This window comes from Actinotalea sp. JY-7876 (assembly GCF_014042015.1).
GTDB lineage: Bacteria > Actinomycetota > Actinomycetes > Actinomycetales > Cellulomonadaceae > Actinotalea.
This window is the reverse complement of the sequence record NZ_CP059493.1, coordinates 781,927-794,612: the sequence shown is the minus strand read 5'-3', so window position 1 is coordinate 794,612 and position 12,686 is coordinate 781,927. Positions and strand designations below refer to the sequence as shown.

General features: G+C 75.8%; 12 protein-coding genes. 4 read left to right on the top strand and 8 right to left on the bottom strand.

All coding sequences use genetic code 11. From position 1 onward, the window contains the following. Positions 1-6: 6 nt before the first annotated feature. The 7 genes from H2O74_RS03850 to H2O74_RS03820 are packed head-to-tail and all read right to left on the bottom strand — an operon-like array spanning position 7 to position 8,388. A complete protein-coding gene (locus H2O74_RS03850) occupies positions 7-1,356 on the bottom strand; it encodes an amidohydrolase family protein (protein ID WP_182113206.1) in 1,350 nt (449 codons plus the stop codon). Then, on the bottom strand, positions 1,353-2,465 hold the full coding sequence (locus H2O74_RS03845) for an NAD/NADP octopine/nopaline dehydrogenase family protein (RefSeq protein WP_182113205.1): 1,113 nt from the start codon (positions 2,463-2,465) through the stop codon (positions 1,353-1,355). The genes H2O74_RS03850 and H2O74_RS03845 overlap by 4 nt, the downstream gene beginning before the upstream one ends. Next, a complete protein-coding gene (locus H2O74_RS03840; protein ID WP_182113204.1) occupies positions 2,462-3,439 on the bottom strand; it encodes an LLM class flavin-dependent oxidoreductase in 978 nt (325 codons plus the stop codon). The genes H2O74_RS03845 and H2O74_RS03840 overlap by 4 nt, the downstream gene beginning before the upstream one ends. Continuing rightward, positions 3,436-4,326: a xanthine dehydrogenase family protein subunit M gene (locus H2O74_RS03835; RefSeq protein WP_182113203.1), complete on the bottom strand. Its 891-nt coding sequence runs from the start codon at positions 4,324-4,326 to the stop codon at positions 3,436-3,438. The genes H2O74_RS03840 and H2O74_RS03835 overlap by 4 nt, the downstream gene beginning before the upstream one ends. After that, a complete protein-coding gene (locus H2O74_RS03830) occupies positions 4,323-4,814 on the bottom strand; it encodes a (2Fe-2S)-binding protein (RefSeq protein ID WP_255491766.1) in 492 nt (163 codons plus the stop codon). The genes H2O74_RS03835 and H2O74_RS03830 overlap by 4 nt, the downstream gene beginning before the upstream one ends. After that, positions 4,796-7,051 (bottom strand): xanthine dehydrogenase family protein molybdopterin-binding subunit, encoded by a 2,256-nt coding sequence (locus H2O74_RS03825; protein WP_182113202.1) that lies wholly within the window; start codon positions 7,049-7,051, stop codon positions 4,796-4,798. The genes H2O74_RS03830 and H2O74_RS03825 overlap by 19 nt, the downstream gene beginning before the upstream one ends. Next, on the bottom strand, positions 7,048-8,388 hold the full coding sequence (locus tag H2O74_RS03820; RefSeq protein ID WP_182113201.1) for a glycoside hydrolase 100 family protein: 1,341 nt from the start codon (positions 8,386-8,388) through the stop codon (positions 7,048-7,050). Before H2O74_RS03820 ends, H2O74_RS03825 begins: the two co-directional genes overlap by 4 nt. A 159-nt stretch (positions 8,389-8,547) precedes the next feature. Here H2O74_RS03820 and H2O74_RS03815 point away from each other — a divergent pair, with 159 nt between their 5' ends. Genes H2O74_RS03815 through tatC form a run of 4 tightly spaced genes read left to right on the top strand, consistent with a single transcriptional unit; the run spans position 8,548 to position 12,275 of the window. Then, entirely contained in the window at positions 8,548-9,798 is a 1,251-nt protein-coding gene (locus H2O74_RS03815; protein ID WP_182113200.1) for an ROK family protein, read from the top strand. Beyond that, positions 9,795-11,186 (top strand): FAD-binding oxidoreductase, encoded by a 1,392-nt coding sequence (locus H2O74_RS03810; RefSeq protein WP_182113199.1) that lies wholly within the window; start codon positions 9,795-9,797, stop codon positions 11,184-11,186. Before H2O74_RS03815 ends, H2O74_RS03810 begins: the two co-directional genes overlap by 4 nt. Next, positions 11,183-11,437: a twin-arginine translocase TatA/TatE family subunit gene (tatA, locus tag H2O74_RS03805; protein ID WP_182113198.1), complete on the top strand. Its 255-nt coding sequence runs from the start codon at positions 11,183-11,185 to the stop codon at positions 11,435-11,437. The genes H2O74_RS03810 and tatA overlap by 4 nt, the downstream gene beginning before the upstream one ends. A 4-nt stretch (positions 11,438-11,441) precedes the next feature. After that, positions 11,442-12,275 (top strand): twin-arginine translocase subunit TatC, encoded by an 834-nt coding sequence (gene tatC / locus H2O74_RS03800; protein WP_255491764.1) that lies wholly within the window; start codon positions 11,442-11,444, stop codon positions 12,273-12,275. Positions 12,276-12,302: 27 nt separating this feature from the next. Here the strand turns inward: tatC and H2O74_RS03795 are convergent, their stop codons facing one another. Beyond that, on the bottom strand, positions 12,303-12,659 hold the full coding sequence (locus H2O74_RS03795; RefSeq protein ID WP_182113197.1) for a twin-arginine translocase TatA/TatE family subunit: 357 nt from the start codon (positions 12,657-12,659) through the stop codon (positions 12,303-12,305). Positions 12,660-12,686 lie beyond the last annotated feature (27 nt).

Here is a 12,686-nt window from a genome sequence, read left to right as displayed (position 1 = left end):
TGCGCGTCATTGCGTTCCCTCTCTGGTGTTCGACCGTCGGTCGAGTCGGTCGCTGAGGTCGACGGGGGGCCAGTCGGCCGGATCGGTCGTCCCGGTGCGGTGCGCCATGTCGCGGGTGGCGACGTAGGCGCGCTCCACGAGCTCGTCCTCGTCCGATCCGGTGAGGCGGCCGTCGTGGAGCACGAGCCGGCCGTCCACGACGACGTCGGTCACGTCGCCCGGGCCGGCACGGTGGACCACCGACCACACGGGGTCCACCAAGGGCTGGAGGCCGACCCGGCGGGCGTCCAGCCGGACCACGTCCGGCGAGCCGTCGAGCCGGCCGTCGACGCCGGCGACCCCGAGGGCGCGAGCACCCTGGACGGTCGCCATGGCGTAGGCCGCGGCCGAGCCGAGGGCTGCGGGGTCGAGCCGTGCCTGCCCCTGGGCGTAGACCGCCTGGCGCATCTCGTGGAACAGGCTCTCGGTGCCGTCGATGCCCAGCCCGACCGTCACGCCGGCGTCCACGAGGTCGGCGACGCGCGCGAAGCCCTTGGCGAGCCTGAGGTGGTTGGTCGGGCAGTAGACCACGGCGGTCCCCGTGCCGGCCAGCAGCCCGACCTCCCGGTCGGAGAGCTGGACGCAGTGCACGAGCACGGTCCCGGGCCGCAGGAAGCCGAGGCGGTGCAGCAGCTCGACCGGGCGCACGCCGTGCTCGGCGACGCACTGCTCGACCTCCGCGACCGTCTCCGCGATGTGCGTGTACAGCCGCAGGCCGAGCCGGTCCGCGGCGGCGACGGTGTCCGCGTAGTCCTCGGCCGCCGCCTGCCGCAGCGAGACCGGCGCGAGGAACAGGCGGTCGGCCGGCAGCAGCTCGGCCAGGGCGCGCTCCGCGAGGCGGGCGACGTCCGCCACCGTCGTGCACGTGCGCGCGTCGCCGCGCGTCATGACACCGAGCGCCACGCTCGCGCGCACACCGACGTCCCGGTGCCCGGCGACGGCCGCGTCGAGCAGCTCGGGCCGGTGCAGCGGGTACACGTGGTCGACGACGGACGTGACGCCGGCGCGCAGCTGCCGCGCGCTCGCGAGCGCCGTCAGGGCGCGGTGCTCCTGCGGCGTCGCGACGGCCTGCGTGGCGGCGGCCGCCGTGATGACCTGCGTGAGGGGCGCGCCCTCGGTCCGGCGGCCCGTGGGCATGAAGGCCCGCAGGTGGTCGTGCAGGTTGACGAGCCCTGGCAGCAGGAGGCTGCGCGGCGGGGTGCCCGGCGCCGGCGCAGCCGCCGGCGCGAGCCGCACCGCCCTGTCGACCACCTCGGCCGTCACGGGTGCGGTCCCCTCGCCCACCGGCACGCCGGTGAGGCGCACGGGCACCGTCACCACCACCCCGTCCGCGCGGCCTCGAGGAGGCCGTCGCGGCCGGCGCCGGCCAGCCCGAACGCCTCGAGAGTGCGCCCCTCCGCCCGGAAGTCGGTGCCGGTCGCGATCGACGCGAGGTGGATCATCGCGTCGACGGTGGGGGTCGCGACGCCCACCTCGCGCCCGATCGATGACATGAGGCACAGCGCGAACGGCACATCCTCGGTGACGTACCGGCTGCTCAGCGCGTCCGGACCGGTGCCGAACGTCGAGTCCGCGAAGGCGCTCGAGCGCAGGGTCTCGAACAGGTCCGCGCCCACGCGCGGCGCGAAGCCCTGCTCGACGAGGTACTCCTCATAACCCTTGAGGTTGCTGAAGCCGAACGCACGGCGGATCTCGATCAGCTCGGCGTCGATCGCGGCGATCCAGCGGCACACCGCAGGGCTCGCGCCCTCACCCCAGAGCAGGAACTTGCCCGCCCGGCCTTGGACCGCGCCGAGGTTGCCGAGGATCGGCGGCACGTGGTCGATGGCGTTGAAGTTGAGCAGGACTGTCTCCCACACGCTCTCGCCCGCCGTCACCGAGGGCCAGATCGCGCACGCCGTCGCCTCGGCCGGGTTACCCGCCGGCAGCCCCGCGACGACCGTGCCGCCGACCTTCCGCGACGCCGTGACCAGGCCCGGCTCGCGTACCCGCGCCCCGTACGGCAGCGAGTTCAGCTCGGCCACGTGCGCACGCACGCGGCGCCCGGAGCGGCGCATCGCAGCGACCAGGGCGAGGGCGCCGCCTCCCTCGCCGGCGAAGACCACCTGCTGGCCGTCCTCGAGGTTCGCGGCGAGGATCTCGGCGAACGCGTCGTGCCCGAAGGCGGGCACGGAGACGACGACGAGCTCGGTGCCCCGCACGGCGGCGGCCGGGTCGAGCGACGCCCTGGCGGGCGCCTCGGTCACGTGGTGCCAGGGCGAGCGGAGGCGGACGACGCCGCGCTCGGCGATCGCGTCGATGCTCGCGCGGAAGCGCTCGAGGTCGGCGACGGTGACGTCGATGCCGAGCAGCGACATCTCGATCGCGGAGCTGAGCGCCCCGGCCCCGGAGCCGAGGACGGTTGCGGACGTGGGCAGGTGGGTCATGCGAGGACCGCCTTCGCGAGCTGGGTGAGCTGGGTGCTGACGGCGTCGGGGGTGGCCCCGCCGACGCTGAGGATGACCTCGTCGACGCCGGCCGCGGCCAGGGCGTCGACGGCGTCGCGGACGCGGCCCGCCGGCCCGGCCACGCCGAATGCCTCGGCCATCGCGTCCGTGACCTGCGCCGCTGCGGCGACGCGGTCCCCGGTGCGCACGGTGGCGCGCAGCGCGCGGACCTCCTCGACGTCGAGGCCGTAGACCTCGATGAGCTCGTCGGCGTAGGCGCCGCCGGCCATCGTCGTGCACCGTGGGCGCAGCGCGGCCAGGGCCGCCTCGCGGTCGTCGCCGATCTCGACGTCGAGCATCAGGCAGATCGACGTGCGGCCCTCGGTGCGCCCCGCCGCGCCGGTGGCGACGTGGTCGCGCACGTACTGCACGTGGCTGGGCGCGATGCCGTGGGTGATGACGCCGTCCGCGACGCGGCCGGAGAGCTCGAGCATCTTGGGGCCACGGGCCGCGAGGTAGAGCGGGCCGTCCTGCACGTCCCAGCGCAGGCGCGAGCCGCGCGCGCTGAAGGTCTCCCCCGCGACGTCGGACGTGCCGCGCGAGAGCTGGCGGACGATCTCGACGGCCTCCGCCGTGAGCCGCAGCGGACGCTTCATCTCGATCCCGAGCTCGCTCGCGAACTCGTAGCCCCCCGCGCCCAGGCCGAGCACGAACCGGCCGTCGCCGATCTCCCGCAGGCTCGCGGCCATGCTCGCCAGGAGCGTCGGGTGCCGCAGGAAGGGCGACATGACGGCGGTCCCGAGCGTCACGCGCCGCGTCGCCGCCATCATCAGGGCGAGCGCGCCCGAGACGTCCCGGTGGAAGTAGTGGTCGGCCAACCACACGCCGTCGAAGCCGAGGTCCTCGATCCGGCGTGCCCAGGCCGCGGCCTCGGTCATCGGCTGGTCGGGACGGACGGTGACACCGATCTTCACGAGGCGATCTCCTGCTCGGGGTGGGGGACGAGGGGGTCGTGGGGCTGGTCGGGACCGACGCCGCCGAGCACCTCGTGCAGCAGCGCGGCCGCGCAGCGGCGGCGGTAGGCGGCGCTCGCGCGAAGGTCGTCGATGGGGCTGATGTCCGCCTGGACGGCGGCGAGGGCGGCGCGCGCGACGGCCGGGGTCACCCGGCGGCCCTCGAGCTCCGCCTCGGCGGAGCGCAGGCGCACCACGGTGGGCGCGACCGAGCCTGCGGCGAGCCGCACGTCGTGCAGCACGCCGTCCGCGACGCGCCACTGCCAGGCGAGGTCGACGACGGAGATCGCCAGCGCACGGCGCCCGCCGATCTTCCGGTAGCCGCCGGTCGCCGGCGGAGTCGGCACCCGGACCGTGACGACCCACTCGGTCGCCCGCAGGTCGACGCGCCGGGGACCCAGCAGGAAGGCCTCGAGCGGGACGTCGCGCTCACCGTCGGTCCCGCGGACGGTGACCACGGCCTCCGCCGCGAGGAGCGGGGGCACGGTGTCCGCGGCGGGCGAGCCCGTCGCGAGGTTGCCGCCGAGCGTCGCGCGGTTGCGGATCTGCTGGGACGCGAAGAACGAGGCCGCGTCCCGCAACGCCGGGAACCGGCCCGCGAGCGCGTCGACGACGCGGGCCAGGGGCGCGACGCCCGACAGGACGAGCGAGGGCCGGTCGCCGTCCTGCACCGCGAGCGGGGCGGGCGCGTCCACGAGCCCCGTGAGGTCGACCAGCCGGTCGTGGCGCGCACCCGCGCGGCGCTGCACGAGGAGGTCGGTGCCGCCGGCGAGCGGCATGCCCTGCGCCAGCAGCGCGCTCACCTCGGCGACGTGCCGCGGTCGCACGACCTGGGGCGGGGCGCTCACGAGGCACCCCCGCAGCGACCCCGAGCGACGTCGTGCAGGACGTCGTGGAAGCGGTTGTACCCCGTGCAGCGGCACAGGTTCCCGTCCAGGGCGGCGCGGATCTCGTCGTCGGAGGGGTCCGGCGACCGGTCGAGCAGCGCGGCGCACGACATCAGGACGCCGGGGATGCAGTAGCCGCACTGGACGGCCTGTCGGCGCACGAAGGCCTCCTGCAGGTCCGCGCCACCGCGGTCCGCGAGTCCCTCGACCGTCTCGACATCGGCGTCGGCGACCTGTCCCTGCAGGACCAGGCACGAGCAGACGGCGCGACCGTCGACGAGCACGGTGCAGCTGCCGCACTCCCCCATGCCGCAGCCCTCCTTGGCGCCGGTCAGGCCGAGCCCGTCCCGTAGGACGTCGAGCAGACGGGCGCCGGGCAGGTCGTCGACGCCGAGGCCGAGGGCCGCCGCGGTCGCGGCCGGGTCGACGCTCACTCCGTTGACGCGCACGGCGCCACCTCCTCCAGCAGGGCCAGCAGGCGCTCGGGCGTGACGGGGAGCTCCGCGGGCAGCACGCCCGTCGCGTCGAGCACCGCGGCGGCGAGCGCGGGGGGCGTCGGCACGACGACGACCTCGGACATCCCCTTCGCGCCGTAGGGGCCGGTCCCCTCGGCGCCCGGCACGAGGACGGTGTGCATGCGCGGCGCGTCGGCGATCGTCGGTGCGTGGTAGCTCTCGAGGCTGGTCGTGCGCGGGATCCCGTCCGTCACGACGTGCTCCTCCATGAGCGCGAGGCCGAGGCCCTGGAGGATGCCGCCCTCCGCCTGGCCGACGACGCCGCCGGGGTTGATCGCCGTGCCGCAGTCCACCGTGCAGAGCAGCTCGGGCACGCGGATCTCTCCCGTGAGGACGTTGACCTCGGCACGTACCACCTGGGCGCAGGAGCCGTAGACCCGGTGGGGCCCGAAGCGCGCGAGCTCCTCGTGCGGGACGAGGCCGGGGTCCTCGGTGTCGGGCAGGCGGAACTCCGCGCTGTGCTCGGCGCGGCCGAGGGCCTCGAGCTTCTCGCCGGTCCCCGCCGGGTCGGTGTCCAGCGGGAGCCCGAGGCGCTCGCACTCCTCGCGCAGCACGAGGCAGACGGCGTGCACCGCAGCCCCGCCCGCATAGGTCGAGCGCGAGGCGGCGGTCGGCCCGGACTCGGGGACGACCGACGTGTCGCCGACGACGACGGTGACGTCGTCGTAGGACAGGCCGAGCGTGTCCGCCGCGACCTGACGGTAGGTCGTCTGGATGGACTGGCCGGTGTGGTTGGGGCCGGCCCAGACGGTGACGTGCCCGCTCCGGTCGATGCGCAGCCGGGCACGGGCCGTGTCCCCCGTGCCGCTGCCCATGCCGACGCCCTTCATGGCGATGGCCACGCCCGTGCCCCGCCGCCACGGCCAGCAGGCACCCGCGGCCCACGCCGCCCGGTCCGCCCACAGCGGGTGCTGCTCGGCGGTCCGGAGCGCCTCGTCCACGCGCAGGCTCGCGGTGGTGCGGTGGCGGTAGAGGCTGTGCTGCTCCCCGCCGCGCAGGACGTTGCGCCGTCGGATCTCGACCGGGTCGATGCCGAGGCGGTGCGCGGCGGCCGTCATGGCGTTCTCGATCGCGAACGCGACCTGCGGCACGCCGTAACCGCGGAAGGCGCCCGCGTTCGCGTTGTTCGTGTAGACCACCGTGCCGTCGAACTCGGCCGCTGCGAAGGCGTAGGGCCCGGTCGACATCTCCGCCGAGGTCTTCATGACGTTGGGCCCGGACGTGATGACCGGCCCCGTGTCCGCGAGCGCGTGCACGCGAGACCCGAGGATGCGGCCGTCGGGGTCGAACCCGATGGTGATCCGCGTCCGGAACGGGTGCCGCTTCGCACCGGCGGCCATGACCTCCTCGCGCGTCATGTGCACGTGCACCGGCCGGCCGGTGGCACGCGCGAGCAGCGCGAGGTAGACGGGCATCGGGTCGTCGTTGCGGGCGCCGAACGCGCCACCGACGGGTCCCCCGACCATGCGTACCTGCTCGGGGTCGACCGCGAGCGCGCGAGCGATCTTGCGCTGGTGCAGCCCTGGGTTCTGCGAACCGCACCAGACGGTCACGCGCCCGTCCTCCCAGACGGCCGTGCCGCCCGGCGTCTCGATCGCGACGTGCTCCTGCCCCGGTGTGCGCACCTCCTCGTCGAGGACGAGGTGGGCGGCCGCGAGGGCGGCGTCCACGTCGCCCGACCGGAAGGCGATCCGACCCGAGAGGTTGCCGTCCGCGTGCAACCGCGGGGCGTCCGCGTCGAGGGCGCGCGCCATCTCGGAGACGACGGGCAGCGGGTCGAGGGCGACGCGCACGAGGGCGGCCGCCAGGTGCGCCGTCGCCGCGTCCTCGGCGGCGACCAGGGCGATCGCGTCGCCGACCTGCCGCACCACGGTGGACGCGAGCACGGGGCCGTCGACGTCGCGCGGTCCGAGCGCGTTGACGGGCACGTCCGCGGCGACGAGCACGGCGCGCACGCCGTCGAGCGCCCGCGCGGCCGTCACGTCGACCTCGACGACCCGCGCGTGGGGCACCGCGGAGCGCACGACGACCCCGTGCAGGGTCCCCGGCAGTCGGAGGTCGGTCACGAAGCGCAGCGCACCGGTGACGATCTGGGGGGCCTCCTCCGCGGGCTGCGAGCGCCCCACCCAGGGCACGCGGGCGGCGCCGAGCGCGGTCGTGGCGCTCGTCATGCCCACCACCCACCGGGACGGTCCTGCCACGCGAGCGCGACGGCGGCGGTCCACGACTGCGCCATCGAACCCAGCGGTCGCCCGTCGAGCGCGTCGTAGTACTCCGCGAAGCGCAGGTCGGCGAGCTGTCCGAGGCCGGCCTCGCGCAGGGCGCCCGCCTCGTCGTGGTGCCCGTGGTGCGCGAGCGACCACGACATCAGCCACGTGAGGACCGGCCACTGGGGCCCACGCCAGTAGTTGTGGCTCACGAAGGCGGGGCTCCCCGGCGAGGTCGTCGGCGGCAGGGGTCGATGCAGGTCCGGGTGGCCGCACCAGCGCTCGCCCATGAGCAGCGCGACCAGGTCGTCGTGGAGCGGCGCCGGCGCCCCGCACACCAGCGGCGCGAAGCCGCCCACGGTCTCCGCGTGCAGCCACCCGCCCGCGCGCAGGTCGGCGTCGCGTGCCAGGCCCGTCGTCGGTGACACGGTCGCCGCGACGGCGTCGCCGGCACGGCGCGACATGGCCCGGAGCTCGGCGGCCTGGTCGTGGCGCGCGATCCCGTCGCCGAGCCCGGCGAGCAACTCGCTCGACAGCGCGTGCAGGGCGGTGAAGAAGACGTCGCCCACGCGGAAGTCGACGACGTCGCGCGCCGCGGCGTCGTCGTAGGCGACCGACGCCAGCTGGTCGAGCAGCCAGACGTAGCGGTCGTAGTCGCGGTCGGACGGGCGCTCGCCCGCGTCCGAGACGTGGCGCAGGTCCTGGCGGACGTAGGGCTCGAGCGCCCCGACGCTCACCCTCCGGTAGGCCTCGTCCCAGCGGGGCGAGTTGTCCATCCCGGACTCCCAGCCGTGGTGGATCTCCACCAGCCCGACCGGGTTGGCCGAGCGGACGTCGCCCAGCCACCGGTGCCAGGCGAACCACGCGTCGAAGGTCCGCCCGAGGAAGTCGCGGAACAGCTCCGCGTCCTCGCCCCCGTTCGCGCGGGCCTGCGAACCGATGACGGCGAGCGCGAGGCTGTGTACGCCGGGCTGACAGATTCCCGACGTCCGTACAGCGCTCGGCGCCGCGGTGGCGCGCTCGGTCCGCCACCGCTCGGGACCGGGGAAGTAGCCGTCCTCGTCGGAGAACACGATGTGGGGGATCATCCCGGTGGCCCATTGACCCGCGAGGAGCCCGTCGAGCTCACGGAGCGCCCGGGGCACGGAGATCCGGGCCCAGCCCATGGCCACGAAGGCTGCGTCCCAGCTCCACTGGTGCGGGTAGAGGTCCGGCGCGGCGACGGTGCGGGTGCCCCGGTCGTTGCGCCGGAGCACGTCGGCAGCCGCCTGCGCCAGCCTGTCGGCCGCGTTGCTGATCATGACCTCACACACCTGCACGCCATCGTGCGTCGGGAGCAATTCCGTTCAGCGGCCGAACGTAACGGTCTGGTGCGACGGCGTCAACAGTGGCAGGATGCCGCTCGTCCGACCGCCGGGGCGGTCCCCGAACCCGGCACGACCCAGCGACCAGGGAGCCCCATGGTGGACGCCACGACGGCCGGTCCCACCCCGATCCCCGGGGACCCCGGCTCCACGCCGGCGCCCTCCCCGAGCTCGCCGGGCTCGCTCGTCGCCCTGATCCGGTCCCGGCCCGGCTGGACCCGCCAGCAGCTGCTCGCGGCCACCGGCATGTCGCGCACGACCCTCTTCGAGCGGCTGGACGCGCTGTTCGCCCACGGCTACGTCTACCAGGCCGGCTCCGCCCCGGCCGGCTCCGACCGCGAGGGCGGAGGACCCGGCCGTCGGGCCGAGCTCCTGCGCTGGGACGACCGGGGCCGGGTGGTCGTCGTGCTCGACCTCGGCCAGACGCACGCGCGCCTGTGCGTCACCGGCGTCCGCGGCGACATCCTGCGCATGCGCGACGTCGCGACGGACATCGACACGGACGCGGCGCCCTACCTCGAGACGGTGTTCGAGGTCGCGCAGGAGCTGGTCGACGCGGGGGCCGACGAGCGCCTCGTCGGCGTCGCGCTCGGCATCCCGGGCCCCGTGGACCCGGTGACGGGCGTCCTGGGCAGGTCCACCACGATGCCGCGCTGGCAGTCGTTCCCCATCACCGCGACCGTGCGGGACCGCTGGGACGTGCCGGTCGTGATCGAGAACGACGCGCGCGCCTTCGCGCTGGGCGAGTCGAGCGTCGCGGGCTCCGGCCAGACCGTGCTGGCGGTGAAGTACGCGACAGGGATCGGCGCCGGCATCGTCGACGGCGGCCACGTGCTCGAAGGCTCGGCGGGTGCGGCCGGGGACATCGGCCACATCCGCCTGACCGCCGACGGCCCGCGCTGCACGTGCGGCCGCCGGGGGTGCCTCGCCGCGTGGGCGTCCGGGCAGGCCCTGGTGCGGCGCCTGGCCGCGACCGGGGTGCAGAACCTGCCGGACATCACCGAGCGGGTGTCCGCCGGCGACCCCGCGGTCTGCGCCGAGCTCGACGCCGCGTCCGCCGCGCTGGGGCGGGTGCTCGCCACCGTCGTCGCGACCATCAACCCGGACACCGTCGTGCTCGGCGGGGCGCTCGGGCGTCTGCCACGGGTCGTTGCGGCGGTCGATGCGGAGATCCGCGACCACGTCTCCGACCGGACCACCCAGCACCTCACGGTGACCTCGGCACGGCTCGGCGCCGACGGCGCGGTCGTGGGCCTCGCCCGCAAGCTCGTGGACCTCGTGTACGCGCCCGCCGCCGTCGACGCCGCCATCGCCCGCACCGACGCCGTGGCAGGCGGCGCGTCGTGAGGGACGCGGGCAGCAGGACGGTCCACCGCGCGGACGTCGGCTACGCCGAGGCCCGGCGCGCCCTGTCCGTGTCCGCGCACCAGCCCCCGCACGCACCGGCCGCCGTCGCGCGGGTGGCCGACGAGCAGGACGTCGTGGACCTCGTGCGTGCCGCCCGGCGCACCGGCCTGCGGCTCGCCGTCCGCAGCGGTGGCCACAGCCTCAGCGCGACCCACCTGCGACCGGGGAGCCTCGCGCTCGACCTCCGCGCCCTGCGCGGGGTCCACGTCGACCCGCACCGCGGCACCGCGCGTCTCGGTCCCGGCACGACCGTCGAGCAGGCCGCCGCGCTCCTCGACGGGTCCGGCTGGTCGTTCCCCGTCGGGCACGTCCCCACCGTGGGCCTCGGTGGCTACCTCCTGGCGGGCGGGCACGGCTGGAACGCCGGCGCCTGGGGCGCGGCGTGCGAGCGGGTCGTCGCCCTGGACGTCGTCACGGCCGACGGCCGACGCCTGCGCCTCACGCGGGAGGCCGACGCCGAGCTGCTCGCGGTCGCGCGGGGCGCAGGCCCCACGTTCCCCGGCGTCGTCGTCGGGCTCGAGGTGCGCCTGGTCCCCGGCGTGCCGACGGTGGTCCGGCGCCTGCTGACCGTGGGCGGCGAGGACGCGGCCGAGGTCGGTGCCGCGCTCGACACACTGCGGACCGAGCGCCTGCCCGGGCTGGAGGTGACCGTCTTCGCGCGTCGCACCGGACCCTGCGGGGGCGGCCCGCGTGCCGCGTCCCTGACCGTGGCCGGGACCGCCTTCGGCGCCGACGCCGAGCACGCCCGGCGCCTGCTCGCGGCCCTCGACGTCCTGCCGGGCGCGCAGGGCGCCGCGGCGACCGTGCACGGCGGGCTCGCCGGGCTCGTCGCGGCGCTCCCCCGGCACGACGGCGAGGCGCTGTGGTCGGACCACGCGTGGAGCGACCGGCCGTGGGCCGCGCTGCTGCCGGATGTCCTCGCCGCGGTGGCCGCCGCGCCGACGACGCGCTCGAGCGTCCTGGTGACCCCGGCGCCCCCCCGCGAGGCGACCGTCGACGCCGTGCACCGGCCCGGCGGCGCGACGAGCGTCTCGGCGTACGCGCACTGGGACCCGGTGGCCTCCGGCCGGCCGGACGCGGCCACGGCGCACGCCGCCTGGGCGCGCGCGGCCGTCGTCCGGGAGCCGCTGAGCCCCGCCCGGTACGTCGGGGAGGCCGACCTCACGCTGCCGGGCCGCGTGCAGGAGTGCTTCACCCCCGAGGACCTCGCACGCGTGCGCGCTGCCCGCGAGCACCTGGACCCGGACCGTCACCTGTGGTCCGCCGTCGACCCGACCGACGCCCCCCTCGACGAGGAGCGGGGCACCACCCACCAGGAGGAACCATGAGGACCCCGAGCGTCTGGGCGATCGTCATCATCGCCATCACCGTCGTCGTGCTGTTCGGCGCCAGCAAGCTCCCGGAGATCGCCGGCAACGTCGGCAAGTCGCTGAAGATCTTCAAGAAGGAGGTCCAGGAGCTGCGCGAGGACACCTCGCCCCTGGCCCCGCCGACGGCGCCGGCACCGGCACCCGCCGTCACGCCGGCCCTCGCCACCCAGGCGCCGGCCGCGGCCCAGCCCGGCTCGCCGCAGGCATGAGGCGATGACGGCGCACCCGTCAGCGGCTCACGACCGGCCGGCCGACGCCCCGCGCGGGCGCCGGTCCGGCCGGTCGACGCACGACCCCGAGGGCCGGATGGCGCTCGCGGCGCACCTCGCCGAGCTCCGACGCCGTGTCCTGTGGTCGGCCCTCGGGCTCGTGCTCGGGGCCTGCCTCGGGTGGTTCGCGTACGACCCGGTCTTCGCGGCGATGAGCCAGCCCCTGCAAGGGCTGGGCCACCGGGGGCAGACCGCCGCACTCAACTTCACCACGATCGGCTCGGCGTTCGACATGCAGCTCAAGGTTGCCCTCTTCCTGGGGGTCTTCCTCTCGGCGCCGTGGTGGATCGGTCAGCTGCTCGCCTTCGTGACGCCGGCCCTGACGCGCCAGGAGAAGCGCTACGTGTTCTCCTTCGTCCCCGCGGGGAGCGTGCTGTTCGTCGCGGGCGGTGCGCTCGCCTGGTTCGTGCTGCCCACCGCGATCAGCACGCTGACGGCCTTCACGCCGGACAGCGCGGTCAACCTCATGGACGCGCGCGCCTATTTCGGGTTCTTCATGCGCGTGATCCTCGTGTTCGGCCTTGCCTTCCTGCTGCCGCTGGTCCTGGTGGCGCTGAACTTCCTCGGGCTGCTGCCCGCGGCGACGATGCTCCGGGCCTGGCGCTGGGCGGTCCTGCTCGCGCTCGTCTTCACGGCGTTCGCCAACCCGCTGCCGGACGCATGGTCCATGCTCGCGATGGCGACGCCGATCTGCGGCTTGTACTTCGTCGCCGTCGGCGTGGCCGCCCTGCGCGACCGGCGGGTGCGTCGGCGGGGCGGAGCCGCCCGACCGGCGTAGCGCCGTCGCGGTGCGCGCCCGCGGCGCTCAGGCCGTCGGCGCCGCCCCGGCTCCGGGGTCCGCACCCGCGGCCCGGAGCGGGGGCGGCACGGCAGCAGGCGCGGCGTGGCCATGCGCCCGCTCGGCGGGTCCGCGCAGCTCCTCGACGAGGGCCTCGCGCACGATGCGCCGAGGGTCGTACTGGCGCGGGTCGAGCGCCTCCCAGTCGAGGTCGACGTCCGGACCCAGCTCCTCGCGGACGCGCTCCCGCGCGCCCGACGCGATCGCCCGGACCTCGCGCACGAGGCGTCCCAGCTGCTCCGCCGCGCGCGGCAGCTGCTCGGGGCCCACGAGCACGACGACGGCGGTCACCAGGACCAGGAGCTCCCACCCGCTGATACCCATGCCTGGGACCCTACCTATTGCGTCAAG